A 16,486-nucleotide genomic window follows, 5' to 3' on the forward strand; every position below is an offset into this window, starting at 1 on the left:
GTCGACGTGGGCACGTCTCGACGCCGACTCGGGCGGGAACCGCAACGCTGCTGTCTCGAAGGCCGTCATGAACTGGACCTCTTCACGTGGTGGTCGGTGCCGGGCGGCCTGTTCCGGCGCCGCCACTGAGCCGATCCTCGGTGCGGCCACCGTCCCGAAGGTCCAGGCGCGCCGCACCTGATCCCGATCAGCTCACCGTTGGGCGCGGCCCCTCGGCCAGTACGGCCTGTGTCGCAGCCGGTCGGTCAGCGGTCTGTGCCGCGGCCTGCCCGTGAGCCGGCGTAGGCCGCTGTCCGGAGACGTGCAAGCCGCTGGACCATGCGAACGGCAGTCTCTGCCCATCAGCGGCTGCGAGTCCGCTCCGGAAGCAGACCTCAGCGGATGAGCTGCTGCCCGCCGTCGATGTCGTAAGTCGCCCCCGTGAGCGCGGTGTTGGTCATCAGGTGCAAGGCGAGTGCTGCCACGTCCGAGGGGCCCACGACTCGCTGGATCGGTAGCGTGGCGCGTAGTTGCTGCCGGCGGGAGTCGAGTTCGTCACCGAGCAGGCGGGCCGAGAGAGGGGTGTCGACGAACCCCGCCGCGATCGCGTTGACCCGGACCGGAGCGAGTTCGAGGGCGGCGTTCGCCGTGATGGCGGGAAGCGCGGCCGCCGCGATGGCCGCGACGGTCAGACCCTCGCCGGGACGGCGGGCGTGGGTCCCGGTGATGTACGTCAGCGATCCAGGGGGCAGGACACACCGGGCACACTCCTGGGCGACGCGCAGCGATCCCACCAGATGCTCGTCGAGCACACTTCCCACCTGGTCGAAGTCCATCGAGGCGATCGGCGCGTATATGGGCCCGCCTCCGGCCACCAGCACGTGGTCGACGGGTGCCGGCAACTAGGCGAAGAACCGGTGCAGGCCCTCGGCGTCGCCGAGGTCGAGCGTCGCCGCCGGGGCGCCGAGCTCGTCGGATGCGTGCCGGAGGCGTTCCTGGTCCCGGCCCGTGATGATGAGGCTCGCGCCGGCCGCTCGTGCCCGGCGAGCGGTCTCCAGGCCGATACCGGAGCTGCCCCCGACGATGACGACGGTGCTTTCCGAGAGATCGTTCACTGCTCCTCCGTCCGTTGTGTGGTCCTTCCACGCCGTGCGGCTTCTTCAGCCGGTATCAGGTGGGTGGCCCCGACGCCTTCCGGCTTCGTTCAACGAACCGCTTCGCAGGGCATGGGCGGCGGCACGCGTGACGGCTGGACTGCTCCGTGCCGAATTCCGTACGACCGGCGTCAGCACAAGGCCGTTCACCAGCGCCGAAGCCTCACTTCGGTCACCGGTCGGGGCGGCTCGTCCACCGCCGCGTATCCCACTCCATGGTGCCGTGACTGCCATGACAGCCGCACATCGGGACATCACGTCCGCAGTGCGGTTCGGGACTGGGATGCTGTCACTGACGGGGAGGTGCGGCCGCCGGACGCGGAACGTCCGGATGGGCGGATGGGCGGATGCCGCTCGCCCGTGGCCCGCTCCGCCGTAGCACCAGGGCCCCACGGAACGGACAGGCGGGCGTCATGAACGAGAGTGACTGTGTCAGCAGCATCGGACCCGAACTCGTGGTCATCCCGTGCGGCAGCCGCAAGCTAGGCAGCGCGGCGCGGGCGGCGGACATGTACGTCGGCTCCTATCACCGTGCGTGCCGCCGGGCAGCGGAAGCGCTACGACCGGCCCTGCTGCTCATCCTCTCCGCACGGCACGGTCTCCTCGACCTCGATGACGTCATCGAGCCGTACGACACACGTCATGGAGCGGCGGAGTCCGTGACGGCCGAAATCCTCCTCGAACAAGCGGCGTCGCGGGGTCTCCTGCCCCGCGACCCGGTGGTGGCTCTCGGAGGTGCACGACACGTCAGTCTGGTACGCGGCGTGTGGCCGCACACCCTGATGCCACTGGCCGGTACGCGCGGCATGGGTGAGCAGATGGCCCGGCTCGCGGCGTTGCGTGAACGGGCTCTCGCCACCCATGACAGGCTTCTTGCTCAGCCGCATCAGCGCGTCAGCCGCATCAGCGGGTCACGTTGAGCTGACGCAGGTGTACCGCCGCTGCGCCCCGCCGCGCTGAGGTCCGCCTCGTCGGGAATCCCCGGTCAGGGAGCGTGCCTCGCGCCGGAGGCCGGTGCGTGCGCGCTCGTCCACGCGGCATCGAGTCTGACGGCCGCCATCGCGGCGAACACGACGGCCCACACCACTGCGGCCGTCCAGACCTCCCAGCGGCCCATCGTCGTCATCCACGCGGTACCCGTCGCGCGCCCCAGCTCGTGGGTGGCGACCGCGTACATGCCGACGGGAAAGACGATGTTCCACCAGCCGAGCTCGTAGCGCAGCGGAATCCGGCGCAGCGCATGCCGCCACACGCCCAAGGCCAGCAGGAGTGGGATCAGCCAGCTCGAGAACGACCACAGCACGACGCAGGACCCGACGATCAGTGGACGTGCGAGCAGCACACTGTCCTGGGGAAGCGCGGTGAGTCGTACTCCCGTGAAGACGGCGATCGCCGCTGCTCCCATGAAGATCCAGACCGACGTCATCAGACCTTCCGGCTGGACGGGCCGCGCCAGCAGCCTGGTCAGCACGACCGCGGCGGTGAGGAGGTACTGCATCAGACCCAGGCCCCAGCAGAACGCCGCCAGTACGGCCAGCTCCTTGCTGGAGACCGCGGCGGCCAGGGATGCCGAGGCGACGGCCACCGAGAACGAGCCCACCGCCCACAGGAACCAGGTGCCGTTGACCTGGTCGAGCGAGGGGCCCCGTTTGACGGAGGTGATGAGTGCCAAGGGGATGCCGTAGTCGAGCACCACCCACATCAACGTGCCGAACGCCAGGAACACCGCGGCGATCGTGGTGTGGCCCGTGGGTACGAGGCGGGCGGCAAGTACGTTGGCCGAGATGGCGAGGGTGAGGAAGGCGAAGGAGCGGGGTCCGACGAGATCGGCCACGAAGCGCCGACGTTGACGTACCAGACGCCAGCCGTAGGCGGGCACCAGTACGGCGAATCCGGCCAGGGCCACCCAGAGCAGGAGGGCGGACGCGGCGTCGGCGCCGGTGGTGTGGAGGGCGGTGGAGACGATGCCGGTGCCCATGACGAACGCGAGCGCGCCCGCGTTGAGGTTCGCCACCGCGGCGGAGAGCGCTGCGCGGGGGCCGGTGGGAGGGGGACCGGGGTCCGCGTGCCCGGGCTCTGATGGCTGCCGGGCGTCGGGAGGTGATGCGTCATCGTGCCTGTCGGCGGTCAGCCAGGCGGCGAGAACCGCGGCGTGACTGTGGTCCAGGTCCTGGCTGGCGCTGAGCAGTGTGAGGCTGCTGTGTTCGGCCATGTCGCGGAGTCGGGCGGCTGCCTGCCGGTGTTCCTGATCGTCCAGCTCGGTGAGGTAGCGCCGGCGGAACTCACCGAACTGCAGGGGATGTTGCCCGTACCAGCGTTGCAGGCCGGCGGACGGTGCGATGTTCCGCAGCCACGTGTCGAGAGGCGCGCCGTGTGAGAGCGCGCCGTCGGGCCAGACTCGGTCGACGAGTACCCGCGCACCGTCCCCTGGACGGGTCGTCTCGTCGAATCCGCGCCAGGTGATCTGCTGAGGCATGGTGCGCCTTTCGGCCGCTTTCCGGTAGGTCTCATGTGTGGGGTGCGCGTTTCGCCGCTCTCACGCGATGGCCGGCGACCGGCGACCGGCGAGCCGAGCGTCGCGCGAGGGCCTGTAACTGCCTGCACCATCCGGCCGGTGCTGCCGTCTTCCGGCGGGGCTGACCGGTCAGGGTCGGCGATGCCGAAGGCGAGGATGTTCGGCTTCGGGGGGACCACCACACGCTGCAGAGGTTAGGACGCGGCCAGGTCCGAGGGGAGAGTCCGGACGGCCACATCGGCCTCACCTCAGGACATGGGACCCCTTGCCTTGGGCCAGGGGCGTGACGTCAAGCGCCGCGCGCTCGCAAGAGGGAGTCCACCTTGCTGCGGATCTCGTCCGTCGCCAGCCCGCGAATGGCCAGCGTCGTGCGTCGGCGCAGCACGTCGTCCACCGTTCCGGCCCATTCGTAGTCCCGGGCGTAGACGGCCTGGGCCCAGATCTCCGGGGCGTCGGGGTGGATGCGCTGCGCCAGTTCGGGCTTGTCGTTCGTGAGGCGGACCACGTCGTAAGCCAGTGAACCGTAGTGCGTGGCCAGGTGCGTGGCCGTGTCCGCCGTCATGCCGTGTCCCAGTGTCTGGGTGTCGGTCAGCAGACGGTGGGCCACGGCGCGTGGATTGGCGATGCCGGGCAGCGGAGGCTTCTTCGGCAGCTCGGAGATCGGTTCGACGTTCTCGCCCAGGGGGTGACCGGGCAGCGACTCCAGTTTCCTCACGACCGTGCGGCCGATGTGGCGGAAGGTGGTCCACTTGCCGCCCGCAACGGAGAGCATTCCGCTGCGGCCCTCGGTGACGACCGTCTCCCGCTTGGCCTTGGAGGTGTCGCCGGGACCGCCCGGGAGCACCCGCAGGCCCGCGAAGGAGTACGTGATCAGATCACGGGACAGCTGTTCGTCGCGTACGGAGACGGCCGCCTCGTCCAGGATCTGGGCGATGTCCTTCTCGGTGACGGCGACGTCGGCGGGATCGGCGTCGTACTCCTCGTCGGTCGTGCCGAGCAGCAGCATGTCCTCCCAGGGGAGGGCGAAGGTGATCCGGTACTTGTCGATCGGGGTGGCCAGCGCGGCCCGCCACGGAGCCGCCCGCTTCACGACGAGGTGAGCGCCCTTGGACAGACGGATGGACGGCGCCGCGTTCGGGTCCTCCATGCCGCGCAGGAGGTCCACCCAGGGACCGGTGGCGTTCAGCACGAGGCGCGCCGTCACACCGAACTCGTGGCCGGACAGCTGATCCCTCAGCTCGGCTCCGGTGACGCGTCCCTGGGTGAAGCGCAGGCCGGTGACCTCGGCGTGGTTGAGTACGGCGGCGCCGGACTCCATGGCGGCGCGGACCGTCATCACGGCCATCCGGGCGTCGTTCATCTGGTCGTCGCCGTACACGGCGACGGCCTTCAGGTTCTCGGTGCGCAACTCGGGCACCTCGGCCTGGGCCTTGGCGGGGGAGAGCAGGTGCCCGACGCCGTCGCCGAAGGCGGACAGCGCCGAGTACGCGAACACGCCCGCGCCGAGCTTCGCGGCGCCGTGCGGGCCGCCCTTGTACACGGGGAGGTAGAAGGTCAGCGGGTTCGCCAGGTGGGGAGCGACCTCGCGGGAGACCGCACGGCGCTCGAAGTGGTTCTCCGCCACCAGCTTCACCGCGCCGGTCTGCAGGTAGCGCAGACCGCCGTGGAGGAGCTTGGAGGAGGCGGAGGACGTGGCGCCGGCGAAGTCGCCGGCGTCGACCAGAGCCACCCGCAGCCCGGACTGCGCGGCGTGCCAGGCGGTGGAGATGCCCAGGATGCCGCCGCCGATCACGAGGAGGTCGTACGTCGCCCTGGAGAGCTGCTCCCGGGTCTCGGCGCGGCTCGGATTGGGGGTGTACGTGAGATGACTCCCCAGGGAGGACAGAGCGACATCAGAGTCGACATCCACAGCGATCTCCTTCTCGATGGGAAAAGGCCGAGGCTGTCAATGGCTACGAAATGCTCGCGGCGGAGTACACGACCTGAATAGGGCCGGCCTGCGGGCGCCGCGCGAACTCACGGACGCACAATGTGCGCGTCATTATTCCTGGCGGCGCCGCCGTCGATTCCGCAACCGGTCATCGCCTCATTGTGGCCCGCTCCAGTCTAAGGGGCCGCCGGTGCGACCGCCCGCGCGGCGGCTCCTCACCGCTCGCACGGTCGGGCCGTTGCCACGCGCCCCGGAGCGGGTCGCTGACGCAGGTAGGGCGGCGTAGTGTCGGTGGAATACGCCAAGCCCGGGAGGGATGAGATGGCTGCTCATTCACCTTTCGGCGCGCGCACCGGCGATTACGGGCGGCCAGGCATGGGGATGGCAGGTGAGCGCCGATCGTTCCGGCCCCATGCTTGTGTGCGGCACCGAGATGCCGGGAACGGCGCTTCGTCATGATCACGGCCGACTGTTACGCGGTCGATCCATGGTCTCTGAAAGAAACATCTCTGGCCCTGGATCTGCTTCCGCAGAGCGAGTCGCTTTTCGCGCTGTCCAACGGTCATGTCGGCTGGCGCGGCAATCTGGACGAGGGTGAGCCGCACGGACTGCCCGGCTCCTATCTCAACGGGGTTCACGAACTGCATCCGCTGCCCTATGCGGAAAGCGGGTACGGCAACCCGGAATCGGGTCAGACGGCGATCAACGTCACCAACGGGAAGATCCTGCGGCTCCTGGTCGACGACGAGCCGTTCGACCTGCGCTACGGCCGGCTGCACAGCCATGAACGGATCCTCGACCTGCGGGCGGGCGTGCTGACCCGCAGCTGCGAGTGGACGTCTCCGTCGGGCTGCACGGTCCGAGTCCGCTCGACCCGGATGATCTCCTTCACCCAGCGTTCCATCGGCGCCGTCACCTACGAGGTGGAGGCCGTGCACGCCCCCGTACGCATCGTCGTGCAGTCGGAACTCATCGCCAACGAGCAGCTGCCCTCGGCCGGCGACGATCCGCGTCGGGCCGCAGCCCTCCAGGCACCCCTGGCTCCGGAGGAGAACGGAGCGGTGGGCAACCGGCTGGCCCTGATCCACCGCACCCGTAGGAGCGGGCTACGGGTGGCCGCGGTGGCCGACCACAGCGTCGAGGGGCCCTCCGCGACCCGGGCCGGCAGTGAGAGCTCCGCGGACATGGCCCGCCTGACCGTTACCTCGGAACTGGCCCCCGGACAGCGGCTGCGGATCGAGAAGACCGTCGCCTACGGGTGGTCCAGCGTGCGCTCGCGTTCCGCCATGCGCGATCAGGTGGAAGCGGCCCTGTCGGCGGCGTGCACCACCGGGCAGCAGGGCCTGGCGGACGAACAGCACCGGTATCTTGACGCCTTCTGGGCCCGGTCGGACGTCGAGATGGACGGCGACGAAGAGCTGCAACAGGCGGTACGGTTCGCGCTGTTCCACGTGCTCCAGGCCGGCGCCCGGGCCGAACAGCGGGCCATACCCAGCAAGGGCCTGACCGGTACGGGCTACGACGGCCACTCCTTCTGGGACACGGAGATGTTCGTCCTGCCCCTGCTCACCTACGCCGTCCCCGAGCCCGTGGCGGAAGCGCTGCGCTGGCGGCAGAGCACACTTCCCCAGGCGCGCGACCGGGCGCGGCAACTCGGCCTGCGCGGCGCCGCCTTCCCCTGGCGCACCATCGACGGTTCGGAGTGCGGCGCCTACTGGCCGGCCGGCACAGCCGCCTTCCACGTCAACGCGGACATCGCCGACAGCGTCACCCGTTATGTCTGCGCGACGGGAGACGCAGAGTTCGAGCAGGACAGCGGACTCGAACTGCTCGTGGAAACGGCCCGGATGTGGATGTCACTGGGACACCACGACAGCCGCGGAGCGTTCCACATCGACGGGGTGACGGGACCGGACGAATACAGTGCGGTCGCGGACGACAACACCTACACGAACCTCATGGCGGCCAGGAACCTCACGTCGGCTGCCGAAGCCGCCGTACGGCATCCGGAGCGAGCGGCCGCGTACGGGGTGGACAACGAGGAACTGGCGGAGTGGCGCGACGCGGCGGCGGCGATGCACGTTCCGTACAACGGCGAATTCCAAGTGCACGAGCAGCACTCCGGGTTCACCAGCCACCAACCCTGGGACTTCGGCGCCACACGCGTGGACCAGTACCCGCTCATGCTGCACTTCCCGTACTTCGACATCTACCGAAAGCAAGTGGTGAAACAAGCGGACCTGATCCTGGCCATGTACACGTGCGGCGAGGCCTTCGACGCCGGCCACAAGGCCCGCAATTTCGCCTACTACGAGCCCCTCACGGTCCGGGACTCCTCACTGTCCGCCTGCTGCCAGGCTGTCATCGCGGCCGAGGTCGGGCACAAGGAACTCGCCTACGACTACACCGTCGAGGCGGCGTTGATGGACCTGAGCGACCTGGAGAACAACACCCGCGACGGGCTGCACATCGCCTCACTCGCCGGCACCTGGATGGCGCTGGTCTGTGGTTTCGGCGGCATGCGTCACGAAGGAGAGACACTGTCGTTCACGCCCGGCCTGCCCGAGAGACTCAGGCGCCTCGCGTTCCACGTGACGTTCCGGAAGCGCTGCCTGCGCGTGGAGATCCAGTCCGGGTCGATCACGTACGAGCTGCTGGACGGCACGCCCATGACGATTCGTCACTACGGTGAAGCACTCACACTCACCACCGCCTCGCCGACCACGCGTCCGGTCCCGGACGGCCCTCGGCTGACCGCTGCTCCCCGGCAACCTCCCGGCCGCCGGCCGGGGCGCACCGCACCCTCGGCCGAGCAGTGAGCCCCGAGCCACTCCGTGTCCTCAACAGACTCTGATATGAGACATGTTGGCCGGGAAGCGGCCGGCCGAACCGGGCGCGCTCAGGGTCGGGGGTCAGCCGCGGGGCGCGGGGCCGTCGAGGATCTGTTCGCGGAGGATGTCGGCGTGACCGCAGTGCTGGGCCAGTTCCCGCAGCGTGTGCAGGTAGACCCAACGCAGCGGCAGAGGGCCGCGACGGTTCCCGAGCAGGAGGTCGTCCAGAGTCAGCACCGCCGTGGCCCGCCGGGACGCCGCGCAAGCCTCCTGGTACGCGCGCTGCACCGAGGCGATCGTGTCGTCCTCGTGGAGATCGAAGGACTCGTCGGGAGAGCCGGGGATGCCGATGTCGCTGCGGGACCGACAGGTGATCGCCTCGTCGAACCAGACCTTCTCCACGAACGTGGCGTGCCTGACCAGACCCAGGAGAGTGGTCTTGGACGTGACCAGCGACCTGCGCGCCTGCTCCTCGGTCAGCCCGTTCAGGCAGTCGTGCAGGGCGGAGCGGTGCTCATCGAGAAACGCTTCGAACTGCTCACGCAACGGAGCCTGGAGAACGGTGGGTTGTACCGAAGGGTGAGAGACCATGACGGCAACGATAGTCCGCTCGTGTCCCTCGCGACGCGGCAGCCGAGCACATGACGCGCCGGCCACACGTCGGCGCCTGTCATTGGGTGATGGGGGTGGACGCGGCGCTGTCGGCACCAGAGGCGGCGGCGAGGTCCGCGGCGAGGGCGTGCAGCCACACCTCCACGTCGATCAGCAGCGAGAGCGCTGGTGGTGACGCCTGCGGCAAGAGGCCTGCGGGAAGGGGCGCGAGTCGGACGTGGACGCCTCCCGTCGGCAGGTCCGCCGCCTCGCGAGTCGCCGAGACGAGTTCCGTGGCGGCTCGCTGCGCCCAGCTCAGAAGTGGGGAAGGCAGGCCGGGCGCCCCGTCCGCCGGTGGCAGCCAGTAGGCACCGACCAGCACGCGGGAGCCGTAGTTGAGGGCGGCGAGCCAGTCGGGACCGTCCTCACTCGTGTGGGACGAAGGCTCGGTGCGGTACTGCGCATAGGCGGCTTCAGCGATGCGCAGCCGGTGCAGGGTCGGCCAGAGCGACACGGCGGACGCCGCCTCGCGGGCCGCGGGGCCGGTCGCCGCCTCGGTGGTGGCGCGGACGACGGGTGCGGCGGTCCGGAAGAGTTCGGCGACGCTGCGCCGCATCTCGGCGCGCGCACCGGAGGGCCAGGCCAGCAGACCGCAGACCAGTCCGACCGCGCTGCCGGTCAGCACGTCGATGAGCCGGACCTCCGCCAGCCGCCAGGTCACGGGGGCGATCTGGGCGAACGCCGTGGACACGACGAGGGTGAACAGCCCCTGCGCCCATGCCGGTCCGCCGACGGGGCCCACGCTGAAGGCCACCAGCATCATCGGCACCAGGAGGTACTCGTACACCGTGGTGGCGTCCCCCGCCGCGAGGAGGAGGACGCCCGCGGCCGTCGCGCCGATCAGTGTGCCGGCGGCGGCCGAGCGGACGGTGGACCACGTGGCGCCCGCGGTGGTGCGTGCCAGGGTCAGGACGCTCAGCAGCACCCAGAAGCCGTGCGAGAGGTCCAGCGATCCGGCGACCAGACGGGCGAGCGCGAGTCCGATCGCCGTACGGACGGTGTTCTGGAAGACGACGGAGCGCGGGGTGAGGTTGCCCCGGACGCGAACCCACCACAGAGAGACCGGCGAGGCCTCGGCATACCAGAACTGCTCGTGGGGCAGTCCGGGCGTCGGCCGGCGGATACCGGTCGCCAGAGCGGCAGCCGTGCGCGCGGTCACGGCCGACACCGCGACGGTCAGCACGGTCGACTGGCGGCGCAACAGCCCGTGCAGGGAGTCTCCGTGGCCGTCCCGGCTCGTGCCGCGCTCGGTCAGGAACCGGGCGGTCATCTCCTCGATCAGCCCGGGCCCGGCGACGGCACGCCCGCCGCGCAGGATGCCTGCCGTGTCGGCGCAGGTCCCTGCGATTCCCCGCAGCAGCGTCTCCGAGGCCAGGTCCGCGGGTACGGGGGCGAGCCGTGTCAGCGTGGCCAGTTGGTCCAGCAGACGGCGGGTCGCCGATCCCGCCTGCGCCAGCGCGCGATCCGTCCGCCCCGCGCCGGTGGGCCTGCTCGCCGGCGGCTGGCGCGACAGTCGCAGGTCACGGCCGGCCGTGCGCAGCCGCGCCGCCAGGTGCGGATCCGTCGCCTCTCCCCGTACGAGACGGCCCGCCGCGTAGTGGCCGAGGTCGAGGGCGTCGGCGATCCGTTCCCGGTACGACGGCTGCGACGGCTCCGCGAAGAGGAACAGTTCGCACAGGATCGTCAGGATCGTGCCGACGGCGAGCCCGAGGAGCCGCTCGGGCAGGGTGTCCGGCTCGTAAGGCGGGAAGCAGGCGAGGATGTAGAAGAGCTGAAGTCCCGGAGCGATGCCTGCGAGCCGGGGCGCGCAGGTCGCTCCGAAGGTGAGCACGAAGGCGACCACGAACATGCCGACGACGGCAGACCAGGTCGTCATCGCGAGCACAGTGCCGAGCACGACCAGTGCGACGGCGGCCGGAACCGCCCGCAGCACGGTTCCGGCCCGTCGGCGCGCGGATCCGGGCAGCGGGGAGAGCAGCCCGAACGCGATGGGCGTGAACAGGGCGTACACGGCGATGACGGGTTGGCTCAGCAGGTGGGCCGCGGGATAGAACCCCGTGGCCGCGGCCACCGTGACGCGGACTGCGCGCCGGCTCGCTCCGATGGACGCGGCCACGGACGGCAGCTTCGGCATACGCGTCCTTCCCCGGGCCGAGCAAGCGGGTGGTTACTTCTTCATGCAGGGGTCATGGAGTGTCACATCATGTCGGGACGAGCCTCCTCGAACGGCAACCGCACCGGCGTCCTGCGGCGGGACCGCCCGAGCGGCCCATCCGCTGCGCGCGCCCGAGCGGCCTATCCGCTGCGCGCGCCAGGGCGGCAGCGAGCTGTCGCACCGCCGGCCACATCGGGCTCGTACCCCTGCGACTTCCGTGCGGCGGGTGACTGCTCCGAAGTCGCCACTGGCTGAAATCCTTGGCACGTCACAAGCGGATGAGTTAATTCGGATACGGCGGCACGGTAATCGTCCAGGGTGAATTCCCGACAGGGGCTGGTCAGACCTTGATCGACTGAATAGGTGAACGTCGGGCAGCCAGAGGGAAGCCGTAAGGATATCCGCGAACGGAAAGAGCCGGTCCGTTCACTTGAACCGGGTTGTGGCATGTTTCGGTCAATGAATAGCCGGAAACTTCCTGCCTAGCGATCATTGTGATGACTAGCGTTTCGAGCGCTCGGGAATTTCAAGAGCATCGTGACTGAAGGGAAATGATCCCCATGCGCACGAGAATCAAGATAGGCGTCGCCCTGGCCGCCGGCGCCGTGGCCACGCTCGGTCTGGCAGCACCGACCTCCGCCTCGACTCAACTCGACAGCACCATCGCGGCCCAGGCCCAGAAGGCGGGCCTCAACAAGAGCGAAGTGGCCGGCCTCCAGCGGCAGATCGACAAGCAGATGGCCAAGACGCCCGGCGGCAAGCAGATCGGCGTCAACCAGGTCGCGTGGCGTGGCGGCAAGGCCGTCATGACCTTCCCGCTGCCGGGCGAGAAGCAGGCCAGGGCCGTCAATGAGCCCCTGGGCGCGCTCGGCACGGCCAACTGCAGCTACCTCTGGACCTGCCTGTACGAGCACTCCAACTTCGACGGCCGTCGCCTGACCTGGTCGGACTGCAACTTCGAGAACCTCGCCAACTGGGGCTTCAACGACCAGACCACGTCCTGGCACAACAACCAGAGCCGCGGCACCCAGACCCACGTGTACAACTGGACGGGCTCGTCCTGGGCCCAGCTGTGGGTCTCCACCGCCCCGTCGGCCAGCTCCAACGTCGGCAGCGCCAACAACGACAAGGCCGACGGACTCTGGGTGTGCTGATCGGCGCTCCGGTCCTTTCACCTGGACGCCGAGATGCCGAGCGAATCCGGCTGGTCCCGCTGCCTGAATCGGCCGTACTCGCGGCGTGAATCCCGCCCTTTTCGACCGGGGCCGCATCCTCTTACCGGTGCGGCCCCATTCGGATGCGCGTAAATGGCCGGTCGGCGACTCAACGACAAACGAGGTTCGACGACCGGACCTTATCGCGATGGGCTTTGTCGTTTCACCGTGCCTTGTTTTCGGCACCTCTCCCACACCTGAGTACGTGGTGCGTGCTGTCGCCTGGCGCGTCGCGTCTGGAGCCCGCCCGCGTCGCGCTGTTCACGACTGAGCGATGAGTTCGGGCGCCGGATCAGGTCTGCCCTGCATGACTCGAACTATCGCTGACAGCCGGGCCTCCCTCGGCTGCTTCCCCGGCGGGCCCGGTACGTGGGGTGAGGCGCCGTGCGGACTCGATCCCAGCTCGGACAACGGCTCGCCCCCGGCCCCTGATGGCACGGTGCGCGGCGCCCGGCGGGTGCGACGCGCTGATGCCGCACCCCGCCCACCTGGTGACGCGCGCCGGGCTACCGCCGCGCTCCGGCCAAGCAGGGGGCACGACGGTGCGGAGGACTCCGATATCTGCATCGACTACGACGCACCCGGCCTGCGACGTCCGGCGGTGATCCGATGACCACCGTCAAGGCCAACGGGATCACCTTGGGCATCGAGTCGTTCGGCGACGACGCCGCTCCGCTCGTCCTGCTCGCGGGAGCGACGACGATGCTCTCCTGGTCCGACGCGCTCTGTGAGCGCCTGGCCGCCGGCGGGCGCCGTGTGGTGCGCTACGACCTGCGCGACAGCGGGGAATCGACGACGGAGGATCCGGAGGCTCCCGCCTACACCCTGCGCAGCCTCGCCGCCGACGCGGCGGACCTTGTGGACGCGCTCGGCGGGGGACCCGCACACCTCGCGGGGATCGGCGTCGGCGGAATGGTCGCCCAAGTGGCTGTGCTCGACCATCCGGACGCGTTCTCGGCGCTCACGCTGGTGAACACCCGCGCCGTCGCCCCCGGCCCGCCCGACGACGACCTCCCCGACCACGACCAGGCCACGATGAGCCGGCTGTTCGCGCGTCCGCTGCCCGACTGGACGGACCGCGAGGCGGTCGCGGACCACGCCGCCGCGGGCGCGGACATCCTCGGCGACGACCCCGTGGCGGGGCGCGCAACCGCCGCGCGCATCTGGGACCGCACGCCCGGAACCGCGCCCTCGGTCCAGATGGCCAACCAACTGGGCCTGGTCTTCGCCAGGCTCGACTGCACGCCCCGCTGGCGCGAGCGCCTGGCCGACATCGACGTCCCCACGCTCGTCGTCCACGGCCGCCGGAACCGGTTCTTCCCCGCGGGCAACGGCGAGGCGCTTGCGCGAGACATCGCGGGAGCACGACTGCTCGTACTCGAAGAGGCCGCCACGGCGATCCCCGACGCGGCGGTGGGCGAGGTCGCAGAGGCGATGCTGGAACTCGGACGAGGTAAGGAGGGTGCCGTATAGGTCTGTCCTCGACGCGGCGATGCAGGGGCAGCGGGTGGAGGCGGGTACTCGGTGCACTGGGAGTAGTCACACCGCCTGCTAGGGCAGACGTCCGGGTGTGATACCCGGCGCACTCGCCCTGCGAGGAGCCCTGGTCCAACGCCCTGCCATGATCGTGTCATGTGGCAGAACACCCGTGAACAGGAACGTGCGCAGGACTCCGAGATCCATTGGGTTCCCGTCTCGGGTGGCGGCCGGTTGTGGGCGGAACACCGCGGCGAAGGAAGCCCGGTGGTGCTTCTCCACGGCGCCGGCATGGACGCCCGCTTGTGGGACCTCGTCCTGCCTGCGTTGGCCCGCCACCACAGGGTTGTCCGTTTCGACGCCCGTGGCCTCGGCTCGTCCACGCCACCGGAGGATCCGTTCGACGACGTGGAAGACCTACGCGCCGTGCTGGACCACTTCGCGCTGGGGCAGGCCGCGTTGGTCGGTTTGAGCATGGGTGGGGAGACGGCCCTGGACTTCACTCTCGCTCACCCCGAGCGGGTCAGTTCGCTTGTACTGGTCGCGGCCTCGGTGAGTGGTCATGTCTGGCGGCACGATCCCGAACTGGCGGCTTACGCCGCGGCCCGCCGTGAGGGGGATGCGGCCGGACTGGCCGAACTCGAACGGTCGATCTGGGCATCCGTCGGTACGGGGGCCGCCGCTCCGGGCGGGGATCTGATCAAGTCGATGATCGAGGACAACGCGCAGCGACGCCTCGTGAGCGAACGCCACGTCATCGACGCGGGGCGCAACGCCATCGGCGAGCTGGGGCAGATCACCGTGCCGACGCTCGTCGTCGATGGCGAGTGCGACCATGCCGAGATCGGCCTCCTGGCTGACACGCTCGTTGCCGGTATCCCCGATGCCGTCGGCGAGCGCATACGGGGAGCCGACCACTACCTGCCGCTGCGTGTCCCCGAACGCTTCACCGAACTCCTGCTGGTACCGCTGGCCGGGCAGGCGTGACATCCCACCCACCTTTGCCTCTGCGCGGTCACGTCAGTCCGGGGCCGGGGTGGCGTACACGACGAGGTTGCTGTCGTAGCCGCCCGTCTCGCGCTCGAAGGTTCCACCACACGTGAGCAGGGCGAGCCTGGGAGCCCCGCGCCGAGTGAACAGATCGCGTGGCAGGTTCCGTTGTGGATACGTGCGGCGGGCAGCGACCACGTACGCATAACTGTGGCCGTCGGCGGCGATCACCCTCACCTTGGCGCCCAGAGGCAGGTCGTGGATGGCCGCGAACGCTCCGAGGCCGGCCCGGGTGTCGACGTGGCCGGCGATCAGCACGGTTCCTCGCGAGGCGCCCGCCGGGGATCCCAAAGCCCACCATCCGCTGCTGCGGGCGTCTTTCGGGACGGCCACTTCCCCGTCGGCGGTGGCGGCCACCGGGACGACCGAGGCCCGGAAGCCGCCAGGGCCACGGACCTTACGAGGTGGCGACGGGACCCGGGCGCCGGCAGGTGCGACGTGGGGTGTGGTGGCGGAGGGCACCTGGCCCGCGTCCTGTGACAGGAGCGGGCCGGTGGGCGTCGTCAACCCGGCGACCGCCGCCGCAGCGCCAAGGGCGACTGCCGCGGCGGCGGACGCCTTGCCGCGCAAGTGCAGCAAGCTCAGCCCTTGTGTGACGCACCACGACGGGCGCGCAGCAGCCACATGGCACCCGCGCCCGCGAGGAGTCCGCCACCGAGTACGGCGGCCGTCCGGTAGTCCTGCGAGTCGTTGGCGGCCTGGGCGAACTGGCCGCCGTTACCGGCCTTGACCATGCTCGCGTCCTTGCCGGCGTGACAGGTGCCTCCGCGCACCATGTCGAGGTGCATCGCCACCACTGGCCGGGCGGCTCGGGCAGCGGCCTTCACCTCGGCGTTCTGCCCGGCCTTCAGCTCGCTGTCGATCAGTGCGAGCGTCGCGGTGTGGGCGGCGTCCTGGGTCTTGAGCCACGCCGTGTCGTAGGCCGCGGTCCCGGCCTTGGCCTGCACCGCGGCCAGCTCCTGCCGCTGCTCCGCGGTCGGCATGCCCGGCAGCGTGATGCCCAGCTTGTGCGCCAGCATCCGCAGATCCGAGTCGAGCTTGCCGTGGTCGCGCACCAGCGTCGCACCGACCGCCTTCACGCACGCAGTGGTCGCGTTCTTCTGCGCGTCATGCCCGGCGGCGATCTCCGCGAGATTCCCCTGGTGGGCTGCCCTGGTGAACGTGTGGTCCTGGGAACTCGCCCCACCGGCGGCCGCGGGTGCCGCGGATATACCGCACACCACTGCGGCCACAACGACGGGGAACGTCAGCCGAGTACGCGTCACAACGTGCTCCTTTCGCGCCCACCGGCAGAGCGGTCCGGCGCACATGGAAGAAGGGCGCTGCTTTAGCACCCGGCATGTATCCGTTCCATGAGACACGCCAGAATGTTCGCGAAATCTACTTATTCACCCGAATGGAGCGGTTTCGGGCATTGCGAAGGCGGCGCAGAGGGATGTTGATCCTCTGTGCGGGAGGTGGGTGTGGGAGGTGGGCACGTGGGAGGCGGGCGGGCGCTGAGAGGGTTCCAGTGACATTGCGCCCCTACGAG

The 16,486-nt window shown here is 69.9% G+C and carries 11 protein-coding genes and 1 pseudogene; 5 read left to right on the forward strand and 7 right to left on the reverse strand.

The window, feature by feature from the left end; all coding sequences use genetic code 11:
- Window positions 1-374: 374 nt before the first annotated feature.
- Window positions 375-1,094 (reverse strand): annotated as a pseudogene (locus ACWGIS_RS13880) (SDR family oxidoreductase).
- 452 nt (window positions 1,095-1,546) lie between these two features.
- Here ACWGIS_RS13880 and ACWGIS_RS13885 point away from each other — a divergent pair.
- Window positions 1,547-2,053 carry a DUF6884 domain-containing protein gene (locus tag ACWGIS_RS13885; protein WP_453362619.1) on the forward strand — a complete coding sequence of 169 codons (507 nt, stop codon included), beginning with the start codon at window positions 1,547-1,549 and terminating at the stop codon, window positions 2,051-2,053.
- A 65-nt stretch (window positions 2,054-2,118) separates the two neighbouring features.
- Here ACWGIS_RS13885 and ACWGIS_RS13890 read toward each other — a convergent pair whose 3' ends face one another.
- Window positions 2,119-3,609, reverse strand: a complete 1,491-nt coding sequence (locus ACWGIS_RS13890) for an SLAC1 family transporter (RefSeq protein WP_453362620.1) — start codon at window positions 3,607-3,609, stop codon at window positions 2,119-2,121.
- 328 nt (window positions 3,610-3,937) lie between these two features.
- Window positions 3,938-5,557, reverse strand: a complete 1,620-nt coding sequence (locus ACWGIS_RS13895; protein WP_453362621.1) for an FAD-dependent oxidoreductase — start codon at window positions 5,555-5,557, stop codon at window positions 3,938-3,940.
- A gap of 476 nt (window positions 5,558-6,033) precedes the next feature.
- On the opposite strand from ACWGIS_RS13895, the gene ACWGIS_RS13900 reads away from it, so the two are divergent.
- Complete coding sequence (locus ACWGIS_RS13900) at window positions 6,034-8,397, forward strand: glycoside hydrolase family 65 protein (protein ID WP_453362622.1); 2,364 nt, start codon at window positions 6,034-6,036, stop codon at window positions 8,395-8,397.
- A gap of 93 nt (window positions 8,398-8,490) precedes the next feature.
- Here the strand turns inward: ACWGIS_RS13900 and ACWGIS_RS13905 are convergent, their stop codons facing one another.
- Window positions 8,491-9,000 (reverse strand): DinB family protein, encoded by a 510-nt coding sequence (locus ACWGIS_RS13905; RefSeq protein ID WP_453362623.1) that lies wholly within the window; start codon window positions 8,998-9,000, stop codon window positions 8,491-8,493.
- Between the two features lie 79 nt (window positions 9,001-9,079).
- Window positions 9,080-11,194, reverse strand: coding sequence for an FUSC family protein (locus ACWGIS_RS13910; RefSeq protein WP_453362624.1), 2,115 nt, complete (start codon window positions 11,192-11,194; stop codon window positions 9,080-9,082).
- A gap of 581 nt (window positions 11,195-11,775) precedes the next feature.
- Here ACWGIS_RS13910 and ACWGIS_RS13915 point away from each other — a divergent pair.
- From ACWGIS_RS13915 to ACWGIS_RS13925, 3 genes are all read left to right on the forward strand, one after another.
- Window positions 11,776-12,369, forward strand: a complete 594-nt coding sequence (locus ACWGIS_RS13915) for a peptidase inhibitor family I36 protein (RefSeq protein ID WP_453362625.1) — start codon at window positions 11,776-11,778, stop codon at window positions 12,367-12,369.
- A gap of 669 nt (window positions 12,370-13,038) precedes the next feature.
- Window positions 13,039-13,902: an alpha/beta fold hydrolase gene (locus ACWGIS_RS13920; RefSeq protein WP_453362626.1), complete on the forward strand. Its 864-nt coding sequence runs from the start codon at window positions 13,039-13,041 to the stop codon at window positions 13,900-13,902.
- A gap of 159 nt (window positions 13,903-14,061) precedes the next feature.
- Entirely contained in the window at window positions 14,062-14,892 is an 831-nt protein-coding gene (locus ACWGIS_RS13925) for an alpha/beta fold hydrolase (protein ID WP_453362627.1), read from the forward strand.
- A gap of 33 nt (window positions 14,893-14,925) precedes the next feature.
- Here ACWGIS_RS13925 and ACWGIS_RS13930 read toward each other — a convergent pair whose 3' ends face one another.
- Both ACWGIS_RS13930 and ACWGIS_RS13935 read right to left on the reverse strand, forming a co-directional pair.
- Window positions 14,926-15,579: a class F sortase gene (locus ACWGIS_RS13930; protein ID WP_453362628.1), complete on the reverse strand. Its 654-nt coding sequence runs from the start codon at window positions 15,577-15,579 to the stop codon at window positions 14,926-14,928.
- On the reverse strand, window positions 15,537-16,220 hold the full coding sequence (locus tag ACWGIS_RS13935; RefSeq protein WP_453362629.1) for a DUF4142 domain-containing protein: 684 nt from the start codon (window positions 16,218-16,220) through the stop codon (window positions 15,537-15,539). The genes ACWGIS_RS13930 and ACWGIS_RS13935 overlap by 43 nt, the downstream gene beginning before the upstream one ends.
- Between the last annotated feature and the right edge of the window lie 266 nt (window positions 16,221-16,486).

The organism is Streptomyces sp. NPDC054842, from assembly GCF_053611025.1.